We start from the raw sequence: 13,515 nt of genomic DNA, 5'->3' as shown, positions 1-13,515 counted from the left end.
CATACAATCGTCAAAACGATATGGACCAAGGAGTCGCCAATCCAAGAGCCCTTGCCCCTCATTTAATGCTTTCAGAAGTTAAGGGTATGCTCCAAAGCGCCTCCCGTCCGGGCTTCCCGGTTGCAGCAGCAATTCTTCACCCACATCTTCAAATTCTTTCCAAAGAATACTTCTATACCCTGTACTAATAGGAAGCATGTATAGTTCCATAGTATGTTCCTTCATGCCTGCTTGATCCTAATTTTGAGGACCCAAACACACATACTGTACTTGCAAAAGGGGCGCTTTGCTTGGATGTAAGAAACAGACACAGGTTTAAATATGATACACTGAAACAAAGAAATGCCGGTGGAGGAGTATCCCACCGGCATTTCTCTTATAACTTATCCAATTGCTGTTTTAGTTCCTCATCCGCTAACTCCCCTCTCTCAGACCGCTCCAACAATCCCTGCGCCTTAGCCACAGCTACGTTCCACTCATCTATGGTAATCTTCTTCCGATTTTTTCTCTGCTTCAAACGATTGTATGCTCGGTCATATTCTATCTGCGCCGGCGTGCGGCCAGCCCTGTCCCTAGCCTCCTTACGATGGGCTCCCACTTTCCGGCAGGTGCGCTCTGTCTCACCTGGCGCAATGTTATTGCAGTAACAGGTGTTATAACCCGCTGTAAGCAGAAAATATTTCCCGCAGTTGTGGCAGCGCCGGGGGACATTGCCCACCGAAAGTCCCCGAAAGAACTCCACCTCCAAGAAATCCAGAAGAGCAGAAAATCTGGTCCGCTCCGCTAAAATGACCTTGTCCTCACCTACTGGGGACAGCATCGGCACAAACTGCACCTTGATTGGAAAACTGTGATCGAGCTCACACGTGCCACGTTCCAAAAGCTCTGCCGTCATAATATCGCTGTAAAATTGAAAGACTCCCACAGCGTAAGATTCCGGATTTCTCCGCTCCAGCGATTCAAAGTATCCGTCCAGCATCAGAGAAATCTGTTTCTGAAATGTACGCAGGAGCTCATTGACACCCATAAGCTTACGTAGGTTCTCGTCTACTCCGGCTCTTCCTTCTACAGTCAGATACCGAATTCGGCTCCATAGCTTTTCTAACAAGGGGGCGTTTTGTGCCACTGGATGCAACCAGTCAATATTCAAGTCCCGATAGACCGGTAGCACAGATACCAAATTCCATACATCCTGCAATTTTTTCTGTGCCCGAAGTACTGACTTCTCAGTATCTTGTTCCCATACTTCCTGCACGGTATGAAAAAATTCCATCAGTATCTGATCGATCCGAAATAACTCGGATTCCTCTAGGTTCAGGATATCCACAACACACTGACCAATTGGGTATTCCCGCGCTCCAATAAAAACACGGTCACTATAGAACAACGCTGTAAAATCATCTACAGCCTCTGTAAAAACCTGCCCACTATCAAATGTCTCGCCTACCATATGCCCTCCTGTCTGTACCCGATCAACTTTTGAGATTTACCTGATCCACCTCAAAACGATTGAACGCCTCTTCTGTCTCTGCTATCATTGTATCAGGTAAAGTTTAAAAAATCAATCGGAGGTACACATGAAAGAGTCTGTCTACAGAAGTTATGATGCCCTTCCCCTGTTTCTCAACTCGAATACCGTGTCAAAGGTTCTCGGAGTGTCATCCTCCAGCACCTATGAACTCATGCACACAGAAGGGTTCCCCACTCTGAGGATTGGCAGTCGAATGGTCGTTCCCAAAGAACAATTCATTCAGTGGGTATCCGCGCACACACAGGGAGGTGGCCATCAATGAATCCGCTTACCATACCGCGCCATCCGAGTACGTATCGTTTCCCGCTGCCCAACGACATCTGGGTACAAAAACTGAAGCCTCAAGCATTTGCCATTCTGGCCTATCTCCAGTACCGCTCCTGCCGGAAGATCCATGGTGTGCCTGCCATAAGAGAGCTTGCTATGCGCACAAAAATGAGTGTCAAGATGGCGGAGCTGCAAGTGGACATTCTGGTCGACCGGGGTCTCATGACCAGTAATCTACTCCCAACCTGGACGCCGCCCACGGCAGGGAATTTTTTCACTCTTCCGGATGAAGTCTTTTATCTGAATCTTAGTCACGGAGCCATCACGGTCTACGCCTACCTGCTGTGCTGTGAGGACCGCCGCTCTCACCAGTGTCATCCCAGCTATAGCACCATCGCAGAGACTACCGGTCTGTCTGTCAATACTGTGATGAAACACATCACTACGATCTCTGATAAGCAACTCATCACGGTGGAACGCACCAGCTATATCGACCGGCATGGGATGAAACAGAACGGCAATAATCTCTATACGATTCTACCTATTCAACAGGCCACGGATGCGTTTTATCAGCAGCAGTTAGACAGATTGGAATCGCCAGGTGAGCACCAACGGGCGACAGAGGAAGCACCCACGTGACCGCATATAGGCTGCTGTATGGCCAGGCCACCTGGGGAGCGGGGAGATGATCTCCTCCCTGGGTTATCGGCCGGTTTTGAGCCGGTTCTGGAGGAGGTAAGAGGGACGAAAGGAAAAGCAGGATAAAGGCCTGGGGTCGCCGGTGGCACCTCCGGCCGGTCACTTCGCCCCGCAGTGCGGGTCGTTACGAGGGTTTTGCGGTGTATCAAAAGTGGGGTCAAAAACAGCAGGCGGGGATCACGTTTGCGGTCATGATCCCCAAACCCCTACTGTCACAAGGAAAAAACAGGGGTCAACCCCCGGAAAGGAGCAGTTTATGGGCAGAAAAGAGAAATTCGCCTTCTACCTCTCCCCGGAGAAGAAAGCCATCCTGGAGCGTCGGTATCAGGAGGACGGGAGCCGGAGCATGACCGCCTTCATCGCGCGGGCGGTGGACTTTTACTTGGACTACCTCAGCGCCAACAGCGCTGGACTGTTCCTTCCCACCTCCATCAAGTCCTATCTGGATGGACGGCTGGGACAGTTGGAGGAGCGGCTGTCCTCCATCGCCTTTCGTCAAGCAGTGGAACAGGACATGGTGGCCGGTATCTTGGCGGACACCTATCAATTTGGTGACGAGGACCTCCGCCGCCGGCGGGCGGAGAGCGTGCAGAATGTGAAAAAGACCAACGGCCGCATCTCACTGGAACAGCGGGTGCGGGGAGCCTGGGAGGAGGACGATGAGTGGCTCGACTGATTATGAAAAGTCCCTACCTGAAGTGCGGCAACGGCAGTTCTGTCAGTGGATACCTGCGATACATTGGGACACGGGAGCGTGTGGAGTTGCTTCCGGATGACCGTCCGCCCACAAGAAAGCAGGAGCAGCTCATCACAAAATTGGTGAAGGATTTTCCTGATAGCAAAGAGTTGGATGAGTACTCCGACTGCAAAACCAAACCAACAAAATCCAACGCCTCTGCGTTCATCTCCAGGTCACTGGAGGAAAACTGGCCGGCGGTGCAGCAGTCGGAGGGCTACATGAAGTACATCGCTACTCGGCCCAGAGCGGAACGATTAGGCAATCACGGTCTGTTCAGTGACGAGGACAGTGTGGACTTGGCAAAAGCTATGGACGAACTGGATCACTACACCGGAAATGTGTGGACGCACATCCTCTCCCTGAAGCGCGAGGACGCCGCCCGCCTTGGCTACGACAATGCCAGGGCGTGGCGGAACCTGCTCCGGGCTAACCGCAATGACATCGCCGCAGCGATGAATATTTCTCCGGGAAACTTCCGCTGGTACGCCGCCTTCCATGATGAGAGCGAGCATCCCCATGTCCATATGATGGCGTGGTCGACGGTGCCAGGTGAAGCCTATCTGACGCGGGAGGGCATCCAAAAGATCAAGTCAACGCTGACCAATCAGATCTTCCAACAGGAGATGCTGCACACCTATGAGCAGAAATCTCAGTCGCGAGATGAGTTGGTGCGGGAGGCACGCAGGGCCATTCGACGTCTGACCCGTGAGATGTCACAGAGCACCTACTCGGCTCCTGAGATCGAGCAGAAGATGGAACAGCTGGCCACGCAGCTGGAGACGGTCAAGGGCAAGAAGTCCTACGGCTACCTCCCCAAGCCGGTGAAGAAAACCGTAGACGAAATCGTGGATAAGCTGGAGGAGCTGCCGGTGGTCCGTGAGTGCTACGACCAGTGGCGCGCTCTCCAAAATGAAGTTGACAGCTACTACCACGACAAGCCCAAAGAAAAGAAAAAGCTGTCTCAGGAGAAAGAGTTCCGTCAGATCAAGAACGCTGTCATCCAGGAGGCGGAGCGGATACGGTTGGGGGATATCACCTTCGAGGGCGCTGACCTGACCGGCCATGACGAACCGGAGCAAGTGCGAGGCGAGTCCTATGCCTGCTGGGAACTGCGGCAGATTATTCAGGACGACACCCTCCCCCTGGCCGACCGGGACGGCGCGACGGAGGAATTGGAGCGGCTGGCGGAACGAGGAGATACCCACGCCCAGTACCTGATGGGCCTACTCTATCGGGATGGTCCTCTGCTGATTCCGGACAGCCGGAGGACGAAGCACTGGCTCGTTCAAGCGGCCAAGCAAAACCTTCCGGAGGCACAGTATGCTCTGGGGAAACTGCTTCTCTCTGACGATCCCGAAGTCCGAGACCCGGACGAGGGCATCCGCTGGCTGAAAGAAGCGGCGGCCCAGGGAAATTCCTGGGCCGCCTACTGGCTGGGAAAGGAGTATCTGACCGGCAAGGTGCTGACTAAAGATACCGCCAAAGCGGTAGATTGGTTCACACAATCTGCAGAAGCGGACAACCAGTATGCCCAGTATATGCTGGGCAAGTTGTACCTGACAGGACAGGGCATGACTCACGACCAGACCCAGGCGATGAACTGGTTCAGCCGCTCCGCCGCCCAGGAAAACCAGTACGCTCAGTTCTTCCTGGAACGGCAGAGTGACCTCCGTCCGCCCTCCGTTATGCTGTCGGCCACCCGCCTGCTCTACCATATGATCCGGATCTTTGAGGATCGCTCTCTACCCCGATCTGGCGCTAGCCTCCATGTCGACCGCAAACTTCGAAGAAAAATCCAGGAGAAGAAGATCGCCATGGGCCACAAGCCGGATGACCACGAGGAGGAACTGATTCAAACCTGGGGTGGTATGACCATAAAATAATAAAGTACCGTACAGTAACAGGACTGTTCGGTACTCAAATTCCTATCGAAATGTCATATCTAATCCCATGGTTGGCCCTTGGAGCTTTTGCGCAAAAAACTCGATCAATGGATCCATCACTCCTTGCGCTGCGTAAATTGTTGCGATCATGAACTCATCCGGGTCGACATCAGACAAATCAAACTCATAGCCTAAGTGACGAATCCACTGGGTAAAAAAGAGCCGCTGGGTTCTTCCGTTTCCCTCTCGGAATGGGTGCAGCATATTGATCGTATTGTAAAAATCCGCAATCGCCTCGATGAATTCCTGATGAGAAAGGCCTTCATCGGTAAAGGTAGCTAACCGAGAAAAACACGCATCCGCACACGACGGAATCTCAGCAGCAGGAACAAAAACCGTTCCCTTTTTTGAAATCTTGATCGTACGTATCTGCCCTGCCCAATTGTAGAGATCGCAAAACAAAAAATGATGGATAGATTTGTAATGTGCAAAATCAAATGCACCTGCCATCGGCTGCTGATCCAGCAAACTGGCCTTGCCCAAAACAATAGCCGCTTCGGTCTCCGCCAGTTTCTCCTCATCCTGAATCCCTAGTTTATTGATTAGGCAGGTCGTCCCTGGATAGCAGTCCTCTGTAAGCGCGTCTATACTGTACGCCATATCAGGCCTTCCCTTCGCCTGAAATCACTTGCGTCAGATATTCCTGCAGCGTGATCTCCCCAGCCAGCAGCTTGCGGCAAAGTTCCTTACAGACGTCCGTAACAGAAAACCCCTCCATTCTCAGGGAAAGCTCCGCTGTCCGAATGGAGCGTTCAATGGAGTCAGACATGTTTATCCCTCCCGCGAATCAGGTTCTTTGTGCCTGCATTGTAGCATAAGACCGTCTCAGTTGCAAGGGGCGCAGGTACGAAGTAACCATGTATCTGCATAAAGACACGTGGGGCTAAAGATGAGAAGAATATCTTTCTTCCGATCTGCCCCAGCTTTGAGATTGCGACGCTGTTAACAATGAATGCGGCGGCAGAGCGCCCAAATGATAACAGTTTGATAATTGTGCGCCGTACCACTGGCTATTTCTGTTTTCTGTGGTATGTTGTGTCGTTAGAAAGGAGGCGGCACACATGCGAGACACCCTGGAGAATCTGTACTTTGGAAAGATCACACCCAATGAGCAAGACATCACACCTGGCTCCGTTCTAGCAGACGCAATGGACCGGGCAGAGCAGTGTGAGGAGAAGCTCACTGCCCAGTTGGAGGGAGAGAAGAAAACTCTGCTGCTCCGGCTCCTCAACGCCGAGAATGAAATCAACAGCACCATGGCTCTGGAGCACTTCATCCTGGGGTTCCGGCTGGGGATGAGAATGGCTATGGAGGCCCTGGATGAGGACGACGGAAGCCTGACGATGTATCGGGAGGAGGGATAGCTTATGGGAAAGAGACGTCCATCCGGCGACGGCATGGTTCGGAAACGGGAGGACGGCCGTTGGGAGGGCCGCATCGTGGTAGGCCACAAGGGCAACGGGGATTCCATCTTCCGATATATCTACGCAGATACCCAGAAAGAACTGACAACTAAGCTCCGGCAAAATATTGATGCGTTCCAAGGTGTGGAGCTCACAGAACAGAGCAAAATGACACTGGCACAGTGGCTCGATGAATGGCTGGAGAAGCACATGACAGGAACGGTCCGCCCCGGCACCCTGGAGGGATACCGGAAGGACATGGACAACCATGTGAAGCCATACCTGGGGGAAAAGCTATTGATAAAACTGACATCTGATGACCTGCGGGAACTGTATCAGCTTCTCCTGGAACGAGGGCGCAAACTCCCCCGCCAGAACTGTGGGCCTGGGCTGGCTCCGGCCACCGTCCGGGGAATCCACACCACCCTCCACCACGCATTGAAAACGGCAGCGGACGAGGGCCTGATCCCCTTCAATCCCGCAGAAAAAGTAACTCCGCCCAGCGTGCCAAACACACCCAAGCGGGTACTTACCCACGACCAGCTGGAAAAATTCCTGTGCGCAATTCGATTCGACCCCATCTGGCACGACTTCTTCTATACCGAGCTGACCACCGGCCTGCGCCGGGGAGAGCTGTGCGGCCTAAAATGGGAGGATTTTGACAGCGACGTTGGGACCTTAAAGGTGCGCCGCACCATCCACGCCCGAAAGGGTGGAACTCTGGAGGCAGGAGAGACCAAGACCTATGCGGGACAGCGGACAATTCTGCTTCCTTACAGCACCACCCAACTTCTGAAGGAACGGAAGACAGCAGCTCTGACTCAGTGGATCTTTTCAGATCCCCTCCGCCCGGAGCGGCCAGTAAATCCCAACAGCGCATACCGCAGGCTCAAAGAACTGCTGAACCAGGCTGAACTGCCCAGCCTTCGGTTCCATGATCTGAGGCACACGTTCGCTACCCACGCCCTGGCCTCCGGAGTGGACGCCAAGACCCTCTCCGGCATTCTGGGCCACACCAAGGCCAGCTTTACCCTGGATACCTACACCCATGTCACCGGAGATATGCACCGAAACGCCGCTGAGATCGTTGGAAATGTGATAACAGAGTGGTTAGGAGATGAGCTGACCTTATGGCAAAACGAAGGAAACGGGGCGACGGCAGCCTCCACCTGAGAAAAGACGGCCGCTGGGAAGGCCGGGTCGTGGTGGGCTACGATGAAAAAGGGCGCCCCAAAACGAAAAACGTACTGGCAAAAACCAAATCGGAGTGCAGTGCAAAGCTGAAAGCATTGAAGGCCAGCCTCCAGGAACAAAAGCCGGAGAAGCCCAAAGGGGACATGACTTTCGGTACCTGGCTGGATCACTGGTATCAGAGGGAGTGCAAACCCCAAATTCGTCCCAAGACCCAGGCGGACTATGAAAACCGCATCTACCAGCACATCATCCCAGAGCTGGGTTCCATCCCTCTGGCCAAACTGACCGCGGCGGATCTCCAGCAGTTCTATAACCGGCTGAAGGAAGGGGGCCGGCTCCTGCGGGTAGAACAATACGGCCCCGGACTGTCCGACCGGATGGTAAAGAGCTGTCATGTGACCTGCCGGATGGCGCTGGATCAGGCGGTGGCCCAGGGGTTGATTTTGAAAAATCCCGCCCTCTCCTGCAAAGCGCCGGTCACACGCCCCAAAGAGATGCAGGTGCTGACGGGAGAGGAGATCCAACGCCTGCTAATCCAGGCCAAGGAGGACGGCTGCTTTGAACTCCTTCTGCTGGAGCTGACCACCGGCCTGCGCCGGGGCGAGATCCTGGCCCTCCGGTGGGATGATCTGGATTTCCGGACTGGGGTGCTGCGAGTAGAGCGGCAAGTCCAGCGTATCCGGGGAAAACTGGTGGTCTCCCAACCCAAGACCCGGGCCTCCAGCCGGAGCATTCTCCTGCCCACACCCGTCTTGAAGATATTGGAACAGTACCGGCAGAGCGTCACCTCCCAGTGGATGTTCCCATCCCCCAGAAAAGGGGACTCCCCGCGGGACCCCACCGCGGTGCGGAAGAAGCTGTCCGCCGTACTGAAGCGGGTGGGCTGCCCCGCCATCCGCTTCCACGATCTGCGCCACACCTTTGCCACCAGCGCTCTGGAGCACGGGATGGACGTGAAAACCCTGTCCACAGTCATCGGGCATGTGTCCAGTGCCACCACGTTGAATGTCTACGCCCATGTCACCGACGAGATGTGGCAGAAGGCGGCGGACAAAATTGACCGGGCCATCACCGGGAGAGAACCGCCGCAGGGGAAGGCGCCGAAACCACCCGGCAGAACCGCCTTTCAGCCGGTCAAGGGCAAGTACCGCAAACCGGGCACCGGGTGTATCTCCCAGATCAACGACCACCTGTGGGAGGGTCGCTACTCCCCCAAGGTCAACGGGAGGCGCATGGCCCGGAATGTGTATGCGAAAACCGAGGCGGAGTGTGAGGAAAAGCTGGCCGAACTGATTCGGGAGATGAAGGCGGAAATTGCCGCTGGGAAGGAGAGGCAGAAGCAGGGCGGCCTGACAAGTTGACCAAGGCGATCCGGCGTAATACACAAATGGGCCTCCGGAGGCAGAACACCTCCGGAGGCCCATATTTTCTCTGTCTGTGGCTGAACCTGTGGTCATGCGAAAAACGCATGGCCTCTTGATTTGAAAAAGCAAGCAAAAAGTTACAAAAAACCGCTGTTTTCTCCCGAAAACAGCGGTTTTTATGGTGGACGATACAGGACTTGAACCTGTGACCTCCCGCACGTCAAGCGGATGCTCTACCAGCTGAGCTAATCGTCCGAACAGCGTAGGTTATTGTACTTTATTTTTTCCTATTTGTCAACACTTTTTTCGTTCTCTACTTGAAATTCTTTTTTCCCTTCCTCCCCTTTAATTTTGCAATTTTCCAATGAAAACCAGGACATGCTGTGGTATAATAGGGATAAGGCAACATCCCAATCTTATCTCACCCCAATTGAAACCAGTTGGAGCCTGCATTGCTCTCATATATGGCTGCCTTCCGGGATAAGATTTAATTCTTTGATTGGAGGAGTTTCCTTATGTTAAATCTTGATTTGTCCAAACTATCATCCTTCCTGCCCCAGGATTTTACCGCCAGCCGGAAAGCCGCTTTGGAGCAGGCCGCTTCCATGCTGGCCAATCATAATGGCCCCGGTGGCGACTTCACTGGCTGGGTCACCCTGCCCCGGGATTACGATAAGGAGGAGTTTGCCCGCATCCAGGCTGCCGCCAAGAAAATTCAGCAGCAGTCCCAGGTGCTGGTAGTCATCGGCATCGGCGGCTCCTACCTGGGCGCCCGCGCCGTCATCGAGCTGCTGGCCTCCCCTAACTACAACCTGAAGAAAAAGAATACTCCCGACATCTACTTTGCCGGCAACGGCCTGTCCACCGATGCTCTGCTGGAGCTCATCGCCCTCATTGGCGACCGGGACTTCTCCGTCAATGTCATCTCCAAATCTGGCACCACCACCGAGCCCGCTGTGGCCTTCCGCATTTTCAAGGGTATGCTGGAGCAAAAGTACGGCAAGGAAGGGGCCCGGGAGCGCATTTACGCCACCACCGATGCCCACAAGGGTGCCCTGAAGGGGCTGGCTGACGCAGAGGGCTACGAGGAATTTGTGGTGCCTGACGCTGTAGGCGGCCGATACTCCGTCCTCACCGCTGTGGGCCTTCTGCCCATTGCCGCTGCTGGTATCGACATCGAAGCGCTCATGTCCGGCGCCCGTCAGGCCATGGACGAGCTATCCGTCCCCGGTCTGGACAACCCCGCCTGGCAGTATGCGGCTGCCCGCCACGCCATGTATGAAAGCGGCAAGAAGGTGGAGCTGCTGGCCTGCTATGAGCCCCCCTTCCGCTTCTTCGCCGAGTGGTGGAAGCAGCTCTACGGCGAGAGCGAGGGCAAGGACGGCAAGGGCCTGTTCCCCGCCAGCGTGGAGTTTACTGCCGACCTCCACTCCATGGGCCAGTATATCCAGGAGGGCGAGCGGCTCATGTTTGAAACGGTGGTTCACTTTGCCCCCAAGGGTGAGTTCCTCATCCCCAACGATCCGGAGAACATTGACGGGCTGAACTTCCTGTCCGGCAAACCCCTGTCCTTCGTGGCGGAAAAGGCTATGCGGGGCGTCATCCTGGCCCATGTGGACGGCGGAGTGCCCAACATCCTGTTGCAGCTGCCCGCCATCGGAGAGACCTCTGTGGGCTGGCTGATCTACTTCTTCGAGTACGTGTGCGGTCTGTCCGGTTACCTGCTCCAGGTCAACCCCTTCAATCAGCCCGGCGTGGAGGCCTATAAGAAAAACATGTTCGCTCTGCTGGGCAAGCCCGGCTACGAGGACCTGAAGGCGGAGCTGGAAGCCCGGCTGTAACGGCCACAAAAAATTCACAAACATCAAGGTTGAAAAAGCACCTCTAATATGGTAAAGTGTATACAAGCAAGGGGAACCTTCCCTACGTCAAACGTTTAAGGAGTGATACACATGATTCGAGTTATCATGGGCAAGAAGGGCTCCGGTAAGACCAAGCAGATGATCGAAATGATCAACAACGCCGTCCAGACCGAGCACGGAAACGTGGTCTGCATCGAAAAGGGCAACAAGCTCACCTTCGATATCCATTATCAGATCCGCCTGGTGGAGTCCAGCCAGTATGATATTGCCAATTACACCGCCCTCAAGGGCTTTATCAGCGGCCTGTATGCCGGCAACTATGATATTACCCATATCTTCATCGACAGCCTGACCAAGATCGTTGGCGCTGAGTGCGATGTGGAGACTGAGAAGTTCCTGGATTGGCTGAACAAGTTCGGCGAGCTTCATAATATCAAGTTCACCATCACCATCAGTGATGACGCCTCCCTGGCCCCTGACGGCGTAAAGAAATATTTCTAATTTCCGCTGCGACCGATGATAAAACCCCCGCAGGCACTAGGCCTGCGGGGGTTTTTGTCGTTCCAGGTCGAAAGTCCCGTTTCCCGGTCTTTTCCCGGAAAAGTCCCTCCTCCTGTCGGTTGACAGAATCCGTAAACAGGAGTATGCTTATGTCATGTTTAGAACATTTGTTCTATATCTGCTTGGCAGCCAAATAGAAATTGGAGCAAGTGGATCATCACTTGCTCCAATTGGTGGAGGAGGGTGGATTCGAACCACCGAAGCGAAACGCAACAGATTTACAGTCTGCCCCCTTTGGCCACTCGGGAACTCCTCCAAATATGAACTTGTGGAGCTGGTGGACGGATTCGAACCCCCGACCTGCTGATTACAAATCAGCTGCTCTACCGGCTGAGCTACACCAGCATCTTCAGTACGGCTGTCCAACAGCAAGGGATATTATAGCAAAGTTCTATTTTGTTGTCAAGGAGTTTTTCAAAAAAGTTTTGAAATTCTTACTGCGAAAAGAAAGGAGCGGGAGGACTTACGCAGGAGAGTTTTCATACCCTGCTGCCCGCCTTGCGGGACAGTCAGTTGGCCGGGGCTTTGTGGCTGTGTCCCCTGTGCGGGCAGGAGCAATACCACGGAGATCGGGGCGGGCTGTGGCACGGACGGCAGATCTGTGCTTTATGCCTGTCCCGGTTTGAGAAAGAGGAGGATAAAGAATCGCCATGACACTGAGGGAATTGTCTGTGGAGTACCGGGCCCATGCCCACGCTCTGGATCTGCGCATCTGTCAGTTGCAGTACCGGCTGGATCACAGCGCGGACCCAGAGGAGAGCTGTCAGCTCCAGGAGCGCATCCATATGCTGTCCACCATGCTCCGGGAGGCCCGGGAGCTGGCCGTACTCACCGAGCGCTACTATGACAGGGGGTATCGCCGCAATGCCAAATACACGATATAGGCGGGGCAAAGTATATGCCGCCGACATGGCAGTCTACTCCCGGCAGATGTCCGCCGACAACAGCCAGGAGATCAGCCGTCTCAAGCGCAACCTGATCCGGGCCCTGCGGGAGGACGTGACCGCCAAGCAGCGGCAGGTGCTGCTGCTGTATTACGCCGAGGGGCTGAACATGCGGGAGATTGGAGAACGGCTGGGAGTGGACAAATCCACCGTCTCCCGGACCATCAAGCGGGGGGAACGGCGGCTACAGCGCTGCCTGCGCTACGGAGCAGAGGCTTATCTGCGAAACATGGACGAGAGCTGACCCTCCCCCTTGCCAGCACCTCTCCCCTATGCTATGATATCCGTCAGAATGAGAGAACATGCGGGGGATTGGCCATGAAACCATATCAAGCCGTCTGCTTTGACTTTGACTATACCTTAGGGGACTCCACCGACTCCATTGTGGCGGGCTTTCAGTTTGCCTTTCAAGAGATGGGCTGGCCCATTCCCGACCGGGAGACGGTGCGGGGCACCATCGGCTACCTTCTGGAGGACGCCTACACCATGCTCACTGGAGACAACGACCCGGAGCACCGCTCCCAGTTCCGTCCCCTGTTCCTGTCGGTGGCCAAGGAGCGCCAGCGCCGGGAGACGGTGCTCTTTCCCGGGGCGGTAGAACTGCTTCGGGGGCTGAAGGACCAGGGCATCCACTGTGCCATTGTCAGCACCAAGCGGGGGGACACTATCTCTATCATCATGGACCGCTGGGGGGTGCGGGACACCCTGGAGGTCATCACAGGCAGTGAGCACGTCCACCGTCCCAAGCCCGACCCCCAGGGCCTACTGGACACCATGGAGCAGCTGGGCGTCCGCCCGGAGGAGACCCTCTTCTGCGGGGACACCGTTCTGGACGCCGGAGCCGCCCAAAACGCCGGCTGTGATTTCTGCGCGGTCTTAAACGGCACTACCCCGGCGGAGGACTTTGCCTCCTACTCCCCCGTCCACATCGCCCCGGACCTCTACGACCTGGAGCGGTGGCTGGAGTTGGAATAAAGTATTTTATATCAAAACAGCGGCAGGAGCCTG

15 protein-coding genes and 3 tRNA genes are annotated in these 13,515 nt (G+C 54.9%); 12 read left to right on the top strand and 6 right to left on the bottom strand.

What is annotated here, in order from left to right:
- Positions 1-376 precede the first annotated feature (376 nt).
- Positions 377-1,450 (bottom strand): DUF6076 domain-containing protein, encoded by a 1,074-nt coding sequence (locus B5E43_RS13005; RefSeq protein WP_087397387.1) that lies wholly within the window; start codon positions 1,448-1,450, stop codon positions 377-379.
- Positions 1,451-1,577: 127 nt separating this feature from the next.
- On the opposite strand from B5E43_RS13005, the gene B5E43_RS13000 reads away from it, so the two are divergent.
- The 4 genes from B5E43_RS13000 (at position 1,578) to mobP3 (ending at position 5,119) form a co-directional block, all read left to right on the top strand.
- Positions 1,578-1,793 (top strand): helix-turn-helix domain-containing protein, encoded by a 216-nt coding sequence (locus tag B5E43_RS13000; protein WP_087397385.1) that lies wholly within the window; start codon positions 1,578-1,580, stop codon positions 1,791-1,793.
- Positions 1,790-2,437 (top strand): helix-turn-helix domain-containing protein, encoded by a 648-nt coding sequence (locus B5E43_RS12995; RefSeq protein WP_087397383.1) that lies wholly within the window; start codon positions 1,790-1,792, stop codon positions 2,435-2,437. Before B5E43_RS13000 ends, B5E43_RS12995 begins: the two co-directional genes overlap by 4 nt.
- 316 nt (positions 2,438-2,753) lie before the next feature.
- Positions 2,754-3,173, top strand: coding sequence for a hypothetical protein (locus B5E43_RS12990; protein ID WP_087397380.1), 420 nt, complete (start codon positions 2,754-2,756; stop codon positions 3,171-3,173).
- A complete protein-coding gene (mobP3, locus tag B5E43_RS12985; RefSeq protein ID WP_242964830.1) occupies positions 3,161-5,119 on the top strand; it encodes a MobP3 family relaxase in 1,959 nt (652 codons plus the stop codon). The genes B5E43_RS12990 and mobP3 overlap by 13 nt, the downstream gene beginning before the upstream one ends.
- Before the next feature lie 42 nt (positions 5,120-5,161).
- Here mobP3 and B5E43_RS12980 read toward each other — a convergent pair whose 3' ends face one another.
- Both B5E43_RS12980 and B5E43_RS15210 read right to left on the bottom strand, forming a co-directional pair.
- Positions 5,162-5,779 (bottom strand): Fic family protein, encoded by a 618-nt coding sequence (locus B5E43_RS12980; RefSeq protein ID WP_087397379.1) that lies wholly within the window; start codon positions 5,777-5,779, stop codon positions 5,162-5,164.
- A 1-nt stretch (position 5,780) separates the two neighbouring features.
- A complete protein-coding gene (locus B5E43_RS15210) occupies positions 5,781-5,948 on the bottom strand; it encodes an antitoxin VbhA family protein (RefSeq protein ID WP_162614135.1) in 168 nt (55 codons plus the stop codon).
- Between the two features lie 292 nt (positions 5,949-6,240).
- Here B5E43_RS15210 and B5E43_RS12975 point away from each other — a divergent pair, with 292 nt between their 5' ends.
- The 3 genes from B5E43_RS12975 to B5E43_RS12965 are packed head-to-tail and all read left to right on the top strand — an operon-like array spanning position 6,241 to position 9,137.
- Positions 6,241-6,543: a DUF6809 family protein gene (locus tag B5E43_RS12975; RefSeq protein ID WP_164475096.1), complete on the top strand. Its 303-nt coding sequence runs from the start codon at positions 6,241-6,243 to the stop codon at positions 6,541-6,543.
- Positions 6,544-6,546: 3 nt separating this feature from the next.
- A complete protein-coding gene (locus B5E43_RS12970; protein WP_087397376.1) occupies positions 6,547-7,755 on the top strand; it encodes a site-specific integrase in 1,209 nt (402 codons plus the stop codon).
- Positions 7,713-9,137: a site-specific integrase gene (locus B5E43_RS12965; RefSeq protein ID WP_087397374.1), complete on the top strand. Its 1,425-nt coding sequence runs from the start codon at positions 7,713-7,715 to the stop codon at positions 9,135-9,137. The genes B5E43_RS12970 and B5E43_RS12965 overlap by 43 nt, the downstream gene beginning before the upstream one ends.
- Before the next feature lie 182 nt (positions 9,138-9,319).
- On the opposite strand, the gene B5E43_RS12960 is transcribed toward B5E43_RS12965, so the two are convergent.
- Positions 9,320-9,395 (bottom strand) — tRNA-Val (locus tag B5E43_RS12960).
- Between the two features lie 260 nt (positions 9,396-9,655).
- Between B5E43_RS12960 and B5E43_RS12955 the strand changes: the two genes are divergently transcribed.
- Entirely contained in the window at positions 9,656-10,981 is a 1,326-nt protein-coding gene (locus B5E43_RS12955; protein ID WP_087397372.1) for a glucose-6-phosphate isomerase, read from the top strand.
- Between the two features lie 111 nt (positions 10,982-11,092).
- Positions 11,093-11,503 carry a hypothetical protein gene (locus tag B5E43_RS12950; RefSeq protein ID WP_087397370.1) on the top strand — a complete coding sequence of 137 codons (411 nt, stop codon included), beginning with the start codon at positions 11,093-11,095 and terminating at the stop codon, positions 11,501-11,503.
- Positions 11,504-11,734: 231 nt separating this feature from the next.
- Here the strand turns inward: B5E43_RS12950 and B5E43_RS12945 are convergent.
- Together B5E43_RS12945 and B5E43_RS12940 are read right to left on the bottom strand one after the other, a co-directional pair.
- Positions 11,735-11,819, bottom strand: a tRNA-Tyr gene (locus B5E43_RS12945).
- A 13-nt stretch (positions 11,820-11,832) separates the two neighbouring features.
- Positions 11,833-11,908 (bottom strand) — tRNA-Thr (locus B5E43_RS12940).
- A 305-nt stretch (positions 11,909-12,213) separates the two neighbouring features.
- On the opposite strand from B5E43_RS12940, the gene B5E43_RS12935 reads away from it, so the two are divergent.
- The 3 genes from B5E43_RS12935 to B5E43_RS12925 all read left to right on the top strand — a co-directional run bounded on the left by B5E43_RS12935 (position 12,214) and on the right by B5E43_RS12925 (position 13,482).
- Positions 12,214-12,447 (top strand): hypothetical protein, encoded by a 234-nt coding sequence (locus B5E43_RS12935; RefSeq protein WP_087397368.1) that lies wholly within the window; start codon positions 12,214-12,216, stop codon positions 12,445-12,447.
- Positions 12,428-12,751: a sigma-70 family RNA polymerase sigma factor gene (locus B5E43_RS12930; RefSeq protein ID WP_143383013.1), complete on the top strand. Its 324-nt coding sequence runs from the start codon at positions 12,428-12,430 to the stop codon at positions 12,749-12,751. Before B5E43_RS12935 ends, B5E43_RS12930 begins: the two co-directional genes overlap by 20 nt.
- Positions 12,752-12,825: 74 nt before the next feature.
- Complete coding sequence (locus B5E43_RS12925) at positions 12,826-13,482, top strand: HAD family hydrolase (protein ID WP_087397364.1); 657 nt, start codon at positions 12,826-12,828, stop codon at positions 13,480-13,482.
- Positions 13,483-13,515: the final 33 nt, after the last annotated feature.

Source organism: Flavonifractor sp. An100, from assembly GCF_002161175.1.
Lineage (GTDB): Bacteria > Bacillota > Clostridia > Oscillospirales > Oscillospiraceae > Lawsonibacter.
Note: the sequence above shows the minus strand (reverse complement) of the source record. Positions and strands in the feature narration are given on the sequence as shown.